Below are 15,958 nucleotides of genomic sequence, written 5' to 3' on the forward strand. Positions count from 1 at the left end.
GCATTTTTTTGCTTTACGGAAGACATCGGTAGGGGCAAAAGAAGATATTGGCAGGGGTAAAGAAAGACATTGAAAGGGAATAAGAAAGGCATTGGCGGAATAAAAGGAAGATATTGGAAAAGGTAAAGAAAGGCACCAGTAGAGGCAAAGAAAAATACAGGCAGGGCTTATGATGTATGGCAGCATTGCATAGAAAGAACGGGAATAGGGTTTTAAATGAAAAGGAAGGATGCGTATTATGAAAAGAAAGAGTGCGTATTATGGAAAGGGAGGAAGCGTATTATGGTGAAAGACAAGGTTCAAGGCGATGTGCCGTGCAGCGTGAAGAGGCACGAGGCGAGGTGCAATAAGGCGCATAAAAGCGGTCGGGAAAGCCGGAGTCATCGTACGGAAGTGCCACAATAAAGGCAACGTATGCCTGATGCGCCCCATCCGCACCATCACCTCAGAAGCGGAGAAGTTGCCGGGCTCTGTGGGGTACATGGCTGCGGAACGCCGTGACACGATATCTTATAAACCGTGATACGATATTATATAAGTCGCGAGACGACATCTTATAAGCCGTCGCGTGATATCTTATAAACCGTGACACGATATTGTATTAGCCGTAACACGATATATTATAAGCCATGTCGTGATATCTTATAAGCCGTGACACGATATCTTATAATTCGTGGTTATTCTTAAAATAAATATAAAAGTCTTGGCTGTATCAGTGGAACTTTGTACTTTAGCTGAAGTAAACTATATATAAACCCAAACGTCATGAGAAATAATCATAAAAACAACTATTGCGTTATACTGGCAGGAGGAAAAGGGCGCAGGCTATGGCCGTGGAGCCGCGAACAGTACCCGAAGCAGTTCATAGACTTCTTCGGATGCGGGCGCACGCAGCTGCAGCAGACATTCGACCGTTTCTCAAAGATTGTTCCGCATGAGAATATATATGTAAACACAAACATCAACTATGCCGGCATAGTGAAGGAACAGCTGCCGGAACTGCCGGAGCAGAACATCATGGCGGAGCCGATACACCGCAACACGGCGCCAAGCGCGGCATGGACCACCCACAGGATACTTCACACCAATCCGGAGGCGAGCATCGTCATCACGCCGTCCGACCAGATAGTGCAGAATGAGGAAATGTTCGCAAAGAACATAAACGAAGGGCTTGACTTCGTGAGCACGCACGACTGCATACTCACAATGGGCGTTAAGCCCACCCGTCCAGAGCCTGGCTACGGCTACATACAGGCAGGCGAGCCGGTGGGAAACGATGTCTTCATGGTGCAGTCGTTCACCGAGAAGCCCGAGCGGGAGTTCGCAAAGATATTCATGGAGAGCGGAGAGTTCTATTGGAACACGGGTCTCTTCTTCGCCAACGCGCGCTATGGCTTCAAGCGATTCGGCGAGATACTGCCCCACGTCCTCACCTCGTTTGACGAGCAGCATCCCGACTTCACCGTCGAGGACGAGCAGAACTTCATACGCGAGAACTTCCCCTCATATCCCAACCTGTCGCTCGACTACGGTTTTCTGGAGCAGACCGACAATGTGGCTGTGATGAGATGTGAGTTCGGATGGGCAGACCTCGGCATGTGGCACAGCATATACGAAGCCATGCACAAGGGCGAGGGCGACAACGTGGTGGTGGACAGCAACGTGATGATAGACGACGCCCACAACAACGTGATAAAGCTTCCGAAAGAGCGGCTCGCCATCATCAACGGTCTGGAAGGATTCATCGTGGCGGAGAAAGACAACGTGCTGCTCATATGCAAGAAGGAGGACTCGTCGGCACTTGTGCGCAAATTCGTCAACGAGGTGCAGATGAAGAAAGGCGACAAATACATCTGACACACGCCCGCACATACCTGCCACAAACTGAAAATGCCTTATGCCGCGTCACAAGAAGTGCGGCATAAGGCATTTTCCTTATTCCTGCGGACGTGTCATCCGGCTATTTTCTCATACTCGGCGAGTATCTTCGCCGCTATACCGGCAAACTCCTCATCGCTGAGCTTGAGTTTCGGAGCCGAGAAGTTCATGTCCTTCTCCGACTGCATCGGCACGAGGTGTATGTGCGCATGAGGCACCTCGAGCCCCAGCACAGCCTCCCCCACCTTCACGCAAGGGAACGCAGCCTTTATCGCCATAGCCACTTTCTTGGCGAAAACCTGAAAGCGCGCTATCTCGTCATCCTCCATATCGAAGACGTAGTCCACCTCGCGGCGCGGTATGACAAGCGTGTGTCCCTTCACCATAGGGTTGATGTCGAGAAACGCATAGAACTCATCGTTGGCGGCACACTTGTAGCTCGGTATCTCTCCCGCCGCAATCTTTGCAAATATTCCCATAATCTTACGCTTTAAAAACAGTCATTACCTCATGCGTCACTCTATCGTGATGTTGTCTATGCGCAGCTTTATCGTTCCGCGCGGAATCTTTATCTCAGCCACGTCGCCCACCTTCTTGTTGAGCAGTCCCTGGGCTATAGGAGTCTTGATGGATATCTTTCCGGCTTTCAGGTCAGCCTCGTTCTCGCTCACGATGGTATAAGTCATCTTCGCCTTTGTGGTCATGTTGGTCATCTCCACCTTCGACAGAATCTGCACCATGTCCGAGCTGAGGCGCGAGGTGTCGATGATCTTTGCCTCGGCGATGGTCTGTTTCAGCTTGTTTATCTTGTCTTCCAGATGAGCCTGAGCCTCTTTGGCTGCATCATATTCGGAATTCTCACTCAGGTCACCCTTATCGCGGGCCTCTGCAATAGCGGCCGATGCCTTTGGGCGCTCCACAGCTTCAAGCTGTTTCAGGTCGGCAACGAGCTTCTCGTAGCCTTCTTGTGACATATAAGCCATAATCTTGAAATTTTATAAGTTAGTTTTTCCTGGCAGACAAAAAAGACAGAATTCCGACACGCGAGCCCTGCCGTCGGAATTCCTTAGCCTTTGTCCCCATAAATAATATTCTGATGCAAAGGTATGAATTTATTTCCTCCGGCACAAATATTTATACAATTAATAACAATAAGGGAGAATTTGTTAAAATACGACAAATCCTCAGACATGCGCCTGTTCCGAATCCTTTCCGCAACGCCACACATCATACGGCTGCGTGATTACGCACCTGTGCAGGCAGTGTCCGAGCGTCGCACGAAGACGAACAAAACTCCAACGCGCGCGAACTTCCGCCCACCCATAAGTCCGCGAGAACGCTCTATTTGCATCGGAAGGAGCATCAGGACGCAAATAAACGATTTTCAGAGCATCATACCAAACCGTTGACACACAACGCATTAGCGAAAACATCCCGACAGGAAGCACTTCTCCGCATTGCGGAAAAGCATGTCTCACCATACGGAAGAGCCTCTTTCGCAGTGCAGGAAAGCCTCTTTCGCACATCCATAAAGCCCGTTCCGCACCACGGAAGAGTGTCTCCGGCACTGCGGAAAAGGCTTTCCAGCAAGTCCGACCCATAAGAATACCCTCACCGTAAAAACCGTTCCGCCCGGAAACACGTGCGGAAAAGCGATACGGACGGGTCATGACGCCGATATAAAAAGCTGTTTCGGGATTTTCAGTTGTCAAAATTCTTTACTACCTGCGATGCGGAACCTACGGTCTGACGTCACACCGTCAAAGCGTTTTTTTCACCTTACCGCCACACCTACGTTCCCCTTCCGCGCAACCACCATCATCATGCTTTCTGCATTTACAGTATGTTTCACCACACATCGCGTACATGAAAGCAAGCCCACAGGCATGGCGGCGGCACGGAACGCGGCATGAGCAGGGTGACACATTCATGACATACACGCATCCGCCACATCACCGCAACAACGGCGGATACGGATTACGCTGCGCCGACTGGTATGAAAAAGAGGGCAATGTCTCGCGACACCGCCCTCTCGGAATATCAAACATTTGGAAAAAAAATTTAACTATTACTATGTTCAAATATTAAACTTGTATCCTAATGTTATCTGGAACACGCTGTTCTTGCTTCTCTCAAGGTCGGATATCTTGGTCAAGCCGAAGTTATAACGCCCGTCTATCACAACGTTCTTATACTCGTACGACAGACCGATAGGAATAGAGAAATCGAATGATTTGATATTGTCCAACTTACCCTGGGCACTTATGTCGCCATTAGAATATGCCATTTTGCTGTTCACATTGAACGCCGGCTGTATGCCGAGCTTGACAGCCAGATTCTTCACTACGTATACATTTGCCAGTATAGGAATGTTTATATAGTCAAGCTTCACGGTTGCCGTGCCGTCGAGTTTGTTTCCGTCTTCATCCAACGGGTCTCCCTCGGCTCCCTGCTGAGAGTAAAGCGCACCTCCGGATATGCTGAGTATGTCTGTAAGCTGATACTCGAGCTCTGCTCCCACAACAACTCCTATCCTTGGGTCTGAACCGTCTGCCTTGGTAAGGTTTGCGATGTTCATACCGATTTTAGGCTGTAATGTCAGACTGCCGACAGGGCGCTGAGCGAATGTGGCTACTGATGCAAGCATCAGAACTGCCATGATGATAACTTTTCTCATAATATTCATATGTTTAAATTAAACTGTCCTCCACTGCCGGAATTCATCCGGATGGGGCTGGATGCCTCTCCGCTCCGTCATGCCAGAAGCCTGTCCGGGCACCATGAAAGCGTCGCTCACAACGCCTTCCGCGCTCCGTCCGGCTGACAAGCGGCACGTTTCTTTCGTCCGCAAATATAGAATAAAAACATAATACGCTCAAAGGTTTTACGTGACTTTTTCGCCTCTGCCACACACTTTTATCGACTCCGCGCTCCGGTTGGTTACAAACGAAACAATAATACCGACAGACCCTCCATCAGCACCGTACCGCCGCTCATTTCTGTCTTGTCTGTAAGGTGACGGAAAGACGGTATTTCCTTTCTTTGAATATGTCCCCGTCACCATCTTCCATATTGTATTCACACAACCGAATCCGTTGCCAGTCATGCGGCGGATGCGGCTTCACCAAAAGCCGGTCATCAGACCGTCATAACGCTTTCTTACTTTATTGCAGACCTACCCATCGCGCTTCCTCACCGCCGCCGTCATCTTGTCTCACGCTTTTTCCGGATGCAGCACGCCACATCTCCGATGAAGGCAGGAACCAATATTAATGACAACAGTACGAAATAAGGATGAAGTCTGATAACCTATCAGGTGTTACACGGTGTGGAAAGACACAAAAAAGAGGGCAATGTCTCGCGACACCGCCCTCTCAAAATATCAAACATTTGGAAAAAAAAATTATCAGTAACCTTATTTAAATATCAAACTTGTATCCTAATGTTATCTGGAACACGCTGTTCTTCGAGTCCGCATGCTTGTTTATTTTGGTCAGACCGAAGTTGTAACGTCCGTCTATCACAAAGTTCTTGTACTCGTATGACAGACCGACAGGAATGGAGCAGTCGAACGTCTTCGTTCCTTCTATGGAGCCCTGTACGCTCGCATCGCCTTTTGAAGCCTTTTGCTTGCTGTTCACATTGAACGCAGGCTGCAAACCGACCTTTACTGCCAGATTCTTCACAACATAGACATTTGCCAATAAAGGGATGTTTATATAGTCTAATTTACTTGTCAATGTACCGCCGTTCTCTGACAATTCACATCCCTGCTGGGAATACAACGCTCCTCCGGAGATGCTGAAGATGTCGGTAAGCTGGTATTCGAGTTCCGCTCCCGCAACAAGTCCTATTCTTGAGTCTGTACCGTCCGACTTCGTAACATTTGCGATGTTCATACCGATTTTAGGCTGTACTGTCAGACTGCCGACAGGACGCTGCGCGAATGTGGCTACTGATGCGAGCATCAGAACTGCCATGATAATAACTTTTCTCATAACGATTAAATGTTTAAATTAAACTTTACTATACCGCAGGAATTTCTCCCTACCGGGCTGGATGCCTCTCAGCCCTGTCATGTCTGAAGTCTGTCCGGACACCATGAAAACGTCGTTCACAACGCTTTCCGCGCTCCGCACGGCTGACAGGCGGCATGTTTATTTCGTCCGCAAATATAGAATAAAAACATAATACGCTCAAAGATTTTACACGACTTTTTCGCCTCTGCCACCCACTTTTGTCGGGTCCGAGCTACGGTTGGTTACAAACAAGACAATAATACCGACAGACCATCCATTCCAACCGTGGCGTCGCTCATTTCTGACTTGTATGTAAGATGACGGGAATACGGCGTTTCCTTTCTCTGAATCCGTTCCTGTCACCATCTTCCATATTGTATTCACATAACCGAATCCGTTTCTGATAAGTGTCGGATGCGGCTTCACCCATAACCGGTCATCAGACAGTCATGACGTTTTTTTACTTTATTGCAGACCGTCCCATTCCTCTTCCTCACTGCCGCCGTCATCTTGCTTCATGCTTTTTACCTGTGTGGCACGCCACATCTCCGATGAGACCAGGAACCAATATTACTGACGTCAGTACGAAATAAGGATGAAGTCTGGTAACCGATACGTGGTTACGAGGTGTGTACATCTATAAAATAAAGAGGGCAATGTCTCCCGACACCGCCCTTTCGAAATATCAAACATTTGGAAAAAAATTATCTATTACCCTATTTAAATGTCAAGTTTGTATCCTAATGTCAGCTGGAACACGCTGTTCTTCGAGTCAGCATACTTGCTTATCTTGGTCAGACCGAAGTTGTAACGTCCGTCTATCACAATGTTCTTGTACTCGTATGACAGACCGATAGGAATGGAGAAGTCGAACGTCTTTATTCCTTCGATGGAGCCCTGTATGCTCGAATCGCCTTTTGAAGCCTTTTGCTTGCTGTTCACATTGAACGCAGGCTGCAAACCGACCTTTACCGCCAGATTCTTCACTACATAGACATTTGCCAATATAGGAATGTTTATATAGTCAAGCTTGTTTGTCCTTGTACTGCCGTCCTCAGACCATTCACATCCCTGCTGGGAATACAACGCACCTCCGGAGATACTGAAGATGTCACTGAGCTGGTATTCGAGCTCTGCTCCCGCAACCAGTCCTATTCTTGACTCAGAGTCGTCCGCCTTCGTAAGAGTTGCGAAATTCATACCGATTTTAGGCTGTACTGTCAGACTGCCGACAGGACGCTGCGCGAATGTGGCTACTGATGAAAGCATCAGAACTGCCATGATAATAACTTTTCTCATAATGGTTATATGTTTAAATTAAACTTTCCTCTCCTGCCGGAAGGTCTCCTGACAGGGTTGATCATCTCTCAGCCTCGTCATGCCTGATGTCTGTCCGGAAACCATGAGAATGTCATTCAAAACGCCTTTCAGACTCCGCACCGTCGGACAGACGGCATGTTTGTTTATTCCGCAAATATAGAATAAAATAGAATAGGTTCAAAGCTTTTACTCATCTTTTTTTATTTTCGTCACCAATTTTGGCGGAGTCTGCGCCCCGTATGGTGACAAACAAGACAACAATAGCGGCAGCCGTCCGTCCGCATCATATTATTCCTCATCCCCGTCTTGTCTGTAAGGTGACGGCAGGACGGTGTTTCCGTTCACAAAGTCCACTTCATATACTTGCCGTCACGCCTGATGCGCTCCATCAGACCGGCGTACACATCGCTCCCGGAGAGTATCTCCGGATTGCCCGTGAGAATCATCTGGCGGCGCGCTCGGGTGAGCGTCACGTTGAGCTTGCGGTCTATCACACGTCCGTTCTCCTCAAAACTGTTAGCCGTGAGGAACCCGAGCTGCGCGTCGCTGTTCACCGTGAGCGAGCAGATTATCACGTCGCGCTGCGAGCCCTGGAATCGTTCCACAGTGTCGATGCATATGTCCGGAGCATCACCGGGGCAGCGGCGTTCCATCTCGCGGCGTATCATGGTGATCTGGTTGCGGTAAGGCACTATCACGCCTATGGTCTTCTCGCAGCTGAACCCGTTGCCTGCCATGCGTCGGATGCGCGCCACGAGGTCGGCTACGATGCGCGCCTCGCAGGCGTTCACCTTGTCGGAGCGTCCGTCGCCACCGCCCTTCTCCGACGGAATGAATATCACCCTCTCCCTCGACAGCACCTCGTCAAGTCTGTCGGCAGGCGGGACAGGATAGCCCGGAAGAACCTCCGTCTGATGGGGACACGGCACTGGCTCGAGCCGCTCGTCGGCATAGAACATCGCTCCGGCGTAGGCTGCTATTGCCGGATGCATGCGTCCCTGACGGCGCAACACTCCGATGAAGTCCTCGCGGCGGGCTTCCCGCTCTGTTCTTACGAGCCGCTCGAACAGCGAGTCGCGGCAGTTTCTTATCCCCACCCCGTTAAGGCACGGCTCGTTCACGGCAGATTCCTCCACGCTCTGCTGCACCACCGCCGGCAGCTGCTTGTAGTCGCCGATGAGTATGAAACGGCTTATCGCAGGCTCGTCCGCACTCTCCGGACTATGCGCCGAGAGCAGTCCGACGAGTCCCGGCTCGGTTATCTGCCCCGCCTCGTCGACCACCGCGAGCGCGAAACGCTTCAGGGCGAAGATGTAAGGGCGCGACATGAGTGTCGTGACCGTGCCCACATACACTCGGGCAGCCATGAGCCGGTCTTTCAGTTTGTCCAGACGCGGTGTCTGTTCCACCATGTTGCCAACGAGGAAAGGGCGGAACCGCCCGTCGCAACTGTACTCGCTGCCGAGCCGCAGAAAGCTGATGCCCGCATCGCAGAGCATGGAGCATATCTCGTCCACGGCACGGTTGGTGTATGCCGTAAGCAGTACCGACGGCTCCCCGTCGGCTGCCAGCTCCTCCTCTACGATGTAGCGCATTGCCGTGGAGGTCTTGCCCGTGCCCGGAGGACCCACAAGCAGGAAGTAGTCGCGTGCCTGCATGGCGCGCAGAAGAAGCGGGTCGAAATAGCCGCCGTAGCTTTTCGTGAGCCTCACACTTGTGTCGCGCCGTGGTGAGCGCGCGCCAAGCAGCAGGGCGCGGCGTTCGGGCAGAGAGGTGACGAAGTCGAAGAGCGTGCGCATGACCGCCGCCCCGCCCACGTCGCTTCCGGCATGCTCAATGGCGTAGAGCAGCCGTCTGCCACGGCTGTCGCGCCGTGCCATGACGTCGGGATTCTGCAGCGCGTTGCTTAGAAACACTCTCACGCGCTCCGCCTCTATGCTCACCATCACGCCCTTGAACAATATGCTCCGGCGCACGTCGGGCTTTTCGTCTTCCGCATAAGCGTATACATACACCATGTCTCCGCTCCTGAAGTTGGGCGAGAAGTCGTCGCCGCAGTCGGGAACGTCGAGTGTCAGCATGTCGTAGCTGCCTGTCGCCTCGTTTATTGCGAGTCCGGCAAGCTCCAGTCCCACGTACATGCTTCCGGCGTCGAGCTTCTCCTCCACACTCATGCGCCACATGTCAGCCACGCTACAGCCCGCTCCGGCAAGACAACCCGTCTTCGCCAGCTGCTGCTCTTTGAGCACAAAGGTCATCATGCGGCACAGATAGGCGCGTTCCAACTGCGGGAGCGACGCCAGCGGAGAGGTCACCTCCTGAAGCTGCGGCAGTAGATATCTGTCATAAAAGAAACCGTCCATGCCGTTCACGTTGAGCGTTTCTGGCGTCAGACGGTCTATCGCCGAGGCAAAACCGTCGCTTGTCATGGCGTGCTCCTGCGCCACAACGAGATTGCGGAAAGCTATTGCCTCGCGCAGTTCAGCCTCAAGATGTCTCGTGCGTATGAGTCCCTCGGGCATCGGATACTTCGAGTAGAGCAGCATGACCTCGATGTCCTGCCCGTCCAGACCGAAGTTGTATTTCAGCACTCCGTAATAAAGCAGCAGCTGGACATAATGTTTTTCAAGATACTTTCCGCCGCTGCCGTTTTGCCTGCCAAGCTCTATGTATCGGTTTCTGCCCGACTTCTGCTCCACGAGCATGCGTCTGTCGGACGTCATCATGTCCACACGTCCCTGCACACCGAGCATCTCACACACGAACGAAGGCTCGAGAAGCACTTTCGACCTGTCGTATATGCCGAACAGGGCTGATGTTGTCTGCCTGATGTTACGTGCCTGTGCGGTAGCGTCCTTCTTGAATGTTGCCGGACTGAACTCACCGCACGAGGCATACTCTATGGCTTTCTCGCGGAAGTTTTTCCTTATTGTGTCGTTCAGAGAGAAGTGCGGGCTGTTTATCACATCGTCGAGCACCATGCCAGCGAAGTTACCGAGTATGATGTGATAGGTGTTAGGGCGTTTTTTCAGACGGTTGAGCGTGTAGAGCAGCGGATGGTGTCCGAAGTCCTCGAAGCACGCCGCCAGCGAGCTTATGTCTACCAGAAAATCGGGCTCGACGACTATCTCGCCCGCCACAACCTTATTGTCCGCCATGCGCGTGTCGAGCAGATTGAGCCGCATGCCTCTGCGTAGTATACCGCGCAGATAGCCATACTCGTCACCGCCTGGCGCGGCACCGTATGACACGCGCAGCTCCCTGACGCCCTGTTTTTTTTGAGCATATACAGTAATGTAGCTATCGCTATAACACTGTACAACACATCTTATATAATTATCCTCTTCATCCCGTTTTTCTTTTGTTTTATTACACTTAATCCCCTTTATCTTATCAAAGCTATTGGTAAATAGTTCAGGATGAGAAAACACATTAGAGATAAAATCGTATAATGCTATTCTGTCACGATTAATTACTTCAGGCAATAACTCTTTGTTACTGTTTGCATCACGCTTAACTTTATATATCCGGTTTTTTTCATGAACAGAAAGACAAAATGTACTACACAAAATATCAAGTCGCTCTTGCATATTTGTGTTTGCACATTTATTTTCACCCAACACCATGATACTCACCTTGTCCAATACTTCAAACATTATTTTTTTTGCATCCGGGCTCTCCGTATGCCTCAGTTTTTCCACGAGGTGATATAAATCCTCCTTAAAAGCCTTATTATATATCATTATTATTAATGTTTATAGGAAGTCCGCATATTGCTGATGATACTTATAAAATAAGCTTTTATTAATACATTGTCTTGTAACTCGTACAATTAAACATGCTAATCCTGCTATATAATAAATTAATAATGGAATCTCTAATATTCCAACAATCCGCAAAGTTAGTCATAATTTAACGAAAGTTTCTGAAAAAGACTTACATATTTTGAAATCAACATATATAATATATGTATACAGCCTGTGCTCCGCCATATTTTAATATGTCATGTTTGGAAGGTCGGGAAAAAATCAGTAAGTTTGCATCAGACAACAGACGCGCTGCCCTCACACGGCAGCCCATTTTAAAGAACAGTCAACATGGCAAAGGAACAATCATCCATACGCGAACGCGAACACACCGGAACGTGCGAGCCCAGAAGGTATAAGGTAATCATACACAACGATGATTTCACTACGATGGAGTTTGTGGTGACGGTGCTCAAGACGGTTTTCTTCAAGACATCGGAGGAGGCTGAGCGTATGATGCTCAACGTCCACCGCAACGGACAGGACGTTGTGGGGATATACAGCTATGACGTCGCGCTGTCAAAGATAAAGAAGGCGACACACATGGCACGCGAACAGAATTTCCCGCTGAGGTTCAGTTGCCAACCGGAATAGATTATGGAAGAGTACGCAAATCTGAACAAGATACTTTCGCTCGCGCTAACCTACTGCAAAAGACAGCGCAAGGAGTTTGTCATGCCTGAGCATGTGCTCATGGCACTGCTCAACTACAGACCGTTCATAGAGGCTCTCTATACCGTGGGGTGCGACGTGGAGGAAATGTATAAGGAGCTCAACGAGTATATGGATACGGTGGAAAGCGTGCCCGGGAAAGCCGAATACAGCCCGGAGGCATCGGTGCAGCTGGGGCAGATGCTGGAGATAGCGACAGCCCAGGTGGAGCAATCGGAGGCGGCAAGGGTGGACATCCCGCACCTCACAGTGGGACTGCTCAACCTCACAGACTCCGAGGCGACAATGCTGTTGAACAAGTATCTCGGTGACAACGTGGGCGACTTCATCAGCCTGCTCATATCCTCGCACCCGTCACCGCACGAGGACGACCGACCGGAGGAACATCCGAAAGAGGCGTGGAGAAGCCTCGTGACGTGCATGAACGACATCGCAGACTCGTTCACTCCGCTCATAGGGCGCGACGAGGAACTGGAACGCACCATACAGGTGCTGTGCCGCAAGGACAAGAACAACCCTCTGCACGTAGGCGAGCCGGGCGTGGGAAAGACGGCTCTGGTGCGCGGTCTCGTGGCGAGAATAGTCCGTGGGGACGTGCCGGAGAGGCTGCGCGGATGCCATGTCTACCAGATGGACATGAGCACAATGCTCGCCGGAACCCAGTTCAGGGGCGACTTCGAGAAGAGGATGAAGCTCGTCATGGACGGAATAGCAGCCGAGGGAAACGCCATTGTGTACATAGACGAGATACACAACATGATGGGAGCCGGACGGGGAAGCGACGGCGCGCTCGACGCTTCGAACATGCTGAAGCCGTACATGGAGAACAGCAACATACGCTTCATAGGCTCCACGACCTACGACGAGTACAACCGGCACATGGCGCGGAGCCGGGGCATAGTGCGCAGATTCCAACAGATAGACATCGCCGAGCCTGATGTGGAGGAGACGATAAGGATAATCAGCGGACTGAAAGACAAGTATGAACAGTTTCACGGAGTGGAATACACTGAAGAGAGCATTGCCTACGCGGTGAGGATGGCGGCGCAACACATATCAGACAGGTTTCTTCCCGACAAGGCGATAGACCTCATCGACGAGGCGGGAGCATACCGCGCCACACACCCTTCGGCAGGGGAAAGGCAGCTGGTGGACAAGAGTCTGATGACGGAAGTGCTCATGAAGATGTGCAAGATAGACGCCGCCGTGATGAAGGAGGACGACAACACCAGACTCGCATCGCTCGAGCAGAACATCAAAGCGAGGATTTACGGTCAGGACGAAGCCGTGAGCCAGGTGGTGGAAGCGGTGCAGATGGCGAAGGCGGGGCTGCTCGACGACAACAAACCGTTGGCAAGCCTGCTCTTCGTAGGACCCACCGGAGTGGGCAAGACGGAGGTGGCGCGCGTCCTCGCAGCCGAGCTCGGCATCTCGCTCGTGCGTTTCGACATGAGTGAATACACCGAGAAGCACACCGTGGCGAAGCTCATCGGCTCACCGGCAGGATATGTGGGCTATGAGGACGGAGGACAACTGACCGACGCCATACGCAAGACACCCAACTGCGTGCTGCTGTTCGACGAGATAGAAAAGGCTCACCCGGACATCTACAACATCCTTCTGCAGGTGATGGACTATGCCCGGCTCACCGACAACAAGGGTCAGAAGGCTGACTTCCGCAACGTTGTGATCATCATGACGAGCAATGCCGGGGCGCAGTATGCGTCGCGCGCTCAGGTGGGATTTGCCGGAGGTATATCGCAGGGCGACGCAATGATGAAACAGGTGAAGAAGACCTTCAAGCCCGAATTCATCAACCGGCTGTCAGCCACTGTGGTCTTCCACGACATGGACATGCACATGGCGACACTCATAATGGACAAGAAGCTCGGCGAACTGCAGGAGAAGCTCAGCCGGAAGAACATCACCATGAAGCTCAGCGAGGCTGCGCGACAGTGGATTCTGAAGCGGGGATTCACCAAGGAATACGGTGCGCGCGAGCTCGACCGCATCATCAGCCGCCACCTGAAGACCATGCTCACACACGAGATTCTCTTCGGACGGCTTGCCAAAGGCGGTGAGGCGGAGATTGACATAATTGACGACAGACCGGCACTGGCACAATGATATTCCGCATAGACAAACGACTGGCATTCCCGGACCCGAGGCTCGGCGATCCCGACGGGCTGTTCGCCGTGGGCGGCGACCTGAGCACAGACCGCCTCATACTGGCATATTCCAACGGGATATTCCCATGGTATGCCTTCCGGTGGGCGGACGAGATACACTGGTATTGCCCCATGGACCGCTTCGTGATATTCCCGGAAGAGATTCACGTGTCGCATTCCATGCGCACACTCATGAACAAGGGCTTGTATACTGTCACCATAAACCGCGACTTCCACAGCGTGATAACCGCCTGCGGACAGCTGCGCATAGGCGAGGCGGGGGCATGGCTGGGCGACGACATGACCAGAGCCTACGAGGAACTGCACAGGCAGGGATTCGCGACAAGCGTGGAGGTGTGGGACGGCGGCAGGCTCGCGGGCGGACTGTACGGTGTCTGTCTGGGCAGATGTTTCTTCGGAGAGAGTATGTTCTCGCTTGTTCCGAGCGCGAGCAAGCTGGCTCTCATACACCTCGCCCGTTACATGGCGGAGCACGGCGGAGCGATGATTGACTGCCAGTTTGAGACGCCCCACCTCAAGTCGATGGGCGGACGGCACATCAGCTATGACGAATACATGAGCATTGTGCGCGGTTAACGGCTCACTAAAAACAGACTATAAGAACATGAACAACACATTCCGGAAAGGAATGGACATAAAAACGACTATTATGGACAAGAAAGAACTCATGCGCAGGGCAATCGCCCTGTCGGAAGAAAGCGTAAGAAACGGCGGCGGACCGTTCGGTGCCGTCATCGCGCGAAACGGCGAGATAGTGGCAGAGGCGTCAAACAGCGTCACTCTGGACAATGACCCCACCGCCCACGCGGAGGTGAACTGCATACGCCGCGCCGCCGCAAAGATGGGCACGTTCTGTCTGGAGGGGTGCGAGATATACACTTCGTGCGAGCCGTGCCCCATGTGTCTGGGAGCGATATACTGGGCTCGTCTTGACAAGATATACTACGCCAACAACCGCAAGGACGCCGCGAAGATAGGATTCGACGACGACTTCATCTATCAGGAAATACCTCTGCCGCCCGACGAGAGACAGAAAAAGATGGAGCTGCTGCTTCCTGACGAGGCGATAAAGGCGTTTAGGATGTGGGAGGAAAGCGGCGAGAAGACCGAATACTGACGGTCAGAGCGTGCAGAAGAACGTGACGAGAAACGGCACGCTGAAGTCGGTCACGAAACCGTGAAAGACCGACAACACCACATACTGAGGTCCCACGCTGCGCGTAATGACGGGCAGCGTGGTGTCCATGGTGGTGGCTCCGCCCACGGAGATGGGTGCCAGAGAGCCGAACCTGCGGGCAAGGAAAGGAGCGAGGAGCAGCGCAGCCAGCTCGCGCAGGATGTTGGCAAGGAGTGCCACAGTGCCAAGCTCAGCTCCGCGATACCCGGTTATGAATATGCTGGAAAGCGAATAGTAGCCCATGCCTGAGCCGAGAGCAAGACAGTCGGAAAGCGTGCGGTGGGGCAGGACGAGCGATGACGCCATGCTGCCGGAAAGCGTACCGGCGATGGTTACGAGCGGAAGGAGGGCAAGACGCGGATTGAGCCGTCTGAAGCTATGCAGCGTAGCGGAGTCGCAACCTATCGACATGCCGACGCTGAACATAAGGGCGCACAGCACCAAAAAGCTCGTGCTGCTGCTCACAAAGCCTTCTGGTATGAGCTCCGTCACGCCGCACGCCACTCCGGCGGCGAAAAAAAGGGTTATTATTATGCTTCCTTTCATTTCCTGTCATCGTTTTCTTCTCCGCGCACCATACGCCACATCACCCACGAGAACAGCACACACCCCACGACACTGCCTGCCGCTACGGCAAGCGCGTCGAGACCGAGTGTGAGCACATTACCGGTGATGCGGCGGTCGGCTCCCACCTCCACGCCAAGCATGAAAAGCAGAATCCATATGAGCACAGTCACCACACGCGACACCGCAGGACGGCATCTCATGCCGGCGACACGCCCGGCAAGCACACCGCAAAGCATTATGATTATTACAGTAAACATCCTTCCGGACTTGTTTTTATCCCTAACCGGCAGACGCCCTTAATTCACTATCATCTCCTGAACAGCACACGCG

The 15,958-nt window shown here is 52.0% G+C and carries 13 protein-coding genes; 5 read left to right on the plus strand and 8 right to left on the minus strand.

Translation table 11 applies throughout. The annotated features are described in order from the left end of the window. Positions 1-765: 765 nt before the first annotated feature. Complete coding sequence (locus tag BN4609_RS00390; RefSeq protein WP_021993132.1) at positions 766-1,857, plus strand: mannose-1-phosphate guanylyltransferase; 1,092 nt, start codon at positions 766-768, stop codon at positions 1,855-1,857. Positions 1,858-1,952: 95 nt separating this feature from the next. Here the strand turns inward: BN4609_RS00390 and BN4609_RS00395 are convergent, their stop codons facing one another. From BN4609_RS00395 to BN4609_RS00430, 6 genes are all read right to left on the minus strand, one after another. Then, positions 1,953-2,357 (minus strand): HIT family protein, encoded by a 405-nt coding sequence (locus BN4609_RS00395; RefSeq protein WP_068854833.1) that lies wholly within the window; start codon positions 2,355-2,357, stop codon positions 1,953-1,955. A 36-nt stretch (positions 2,358-2,393) separates the two neighbouring features. Further along, entirely contained in the window at positions 2,394-2,861 is a 468-nt protein-coding gene (gene greA, locus BN4609_RS00400) for a transcription elongation factor GreA (protein ID WP_068854835.1), read from the minus strand. 1,094 nt (positions 2,862-3,955) lie between these two features. Then, the gene (locus tag BN4609_RS00410) at positions 3,956-4,555 is read right to left on the minus strand and encodes a porin family protein (protein ID WP_068854838.1); all 600 of its coding nucleotides are present in this window, start codon (positions 4,553-4,555) and stop codon (positions 3,956-3,958) included. Between the two features lie 742 nt (positions 4,556-5,297). Next, positions 5,298-5,876: a porin family protein gene (locus tag BN4609_RS00415; RefSeq protein WP_068854840.1), complete on the minus strand. Its 579-nt coding sequence runs from the start codon at positions 5,874-5,876 to the stop codon at positions 5,298-5,300. Between the two features lie 741 nt (positions 5,877-6,617). Beyond that, on the minus strand, positions 6,618-7,196 hold the full coding sequence (locus tag BN4609_RS00425; RefSeq protein WP_068854843.1) for a porin family protein: 579 nt from the start codon (positions 7,194-7,196) through the stop codon (positions 6,618-6,620). 362 nt (positions 7,197-7,558) lie between these two features. Next, positions 7,559-10,468: an AAA domain-containing protein gene (locus BN4609_RS00430; protein WP_164071535.1), complete on the minus strand. Its 2,910-nt coding sequence runs from the start codon at positions 10,466-10,468 to the stop codon at positions 7,559-7,561. Positions 10,469-11,314: 846 nt separating this feature from the next. On the opposite strand from BN4609_RS00430, the gene BN4609_RS00435 reads away from it, so the two are divergent. The 4 genes from BN4609_RS00435 (at position 11,315) to BN4609_RS00450 (ending at position 15,001) form a co-directional block, all read left to right on the plus strand. Further along, a complete protein-coding gene (locus tag BN4609_RS00435; RefSeq protein ID WP_021993140.1) occupies positions 11,315-11,617 on the plus strand; it encodes an ATP-dependent Clp protease adaptor ClpS in 303 nt (100 codons plus the stop codon). 3 nt (positions 11,618-11,620) lie between these two features. Further along, positions 11,621-13,822 (plus strand): AAA family ATPase, encoded by a 2,202-nt coding sequence (locus BN4609_RS00440; protein WP_068854847.1) that lies wholly within the window; start codon positions 11,621-11,623, stop codon positions 13,820-13,822. Continuing rightward, positions 13,819-14,460 carry a leucyl/phenylalanyl-tRNA--protein transferase gene (gene aat, locus BN4609_RS00445; RefSeq protein ID WP_068854849.1) on the plus strand — a complete coding sequence of 214 codons (642 nt, stop codon included), beginning with the start codon at positions 13,819-13,821 and terminating at the stop codon, positions 14,458-14,460. The genes BN4609_RS00440 and aat overlap by 4 nt, the downstream gene beginning before the upstream one ends. Before the next feature lie 73 nt (positions 14,461-14,533). After that, positions 14,534-15,001: a nucleoside deaminase gene (locus tag BN4609_RS00450; RefSeq protein ID WP_068854987.1), complete on the plus strand. Its 468-nt coding sequence runs from the start codon at positions 14,534-14,536 to the stop codon at positions 14,999-15,001. A gap of 3 nt (positions 15,002-15,004) precedes the next feature. Here BN4609_RS00450 and BN4609_RS00455 read toward each other — a convergent pair whose 3' ends face one another. Then, on the minus strand, positions 15,005-15,607 hold the full coding sequence (locus BN4609_RS00455; RefSeq protein WP_068854850.1) for a LysO family transporter: 603 nt from the start codon (positions 15,605-15,607) through the stop codon (positions 15,005-15,007). Next, positions 15,604-15,885 carry a LysO family transporter gene (locus BN4609_RS00460; RefSeq protein ID WP_068854851.1) on the minus strand — a complete coding sequence of 94 codons (282 nt, stop codon included), beginning with the start codon at positions 15,883-15,885 and terminating at the stop codon, positions 15,604-15,606. The genes BN4609_RS00455 and BN4609_RS00460 overlap by 4 nt, the downstream gene beginning before the upstream one ends. Between the last annotated feature and the right edge of the window lie 73 nt (positions 15,886-15,958).

It is taken from the genome of Leyella lascolaii (genome assembly GCF_900079775.1).
GTDB lineage: Bacteria > Bacteroidota > Bacteroidia > Bacteroidales > Bacteroidaceae > Prevotella > Prevotella lascolaii.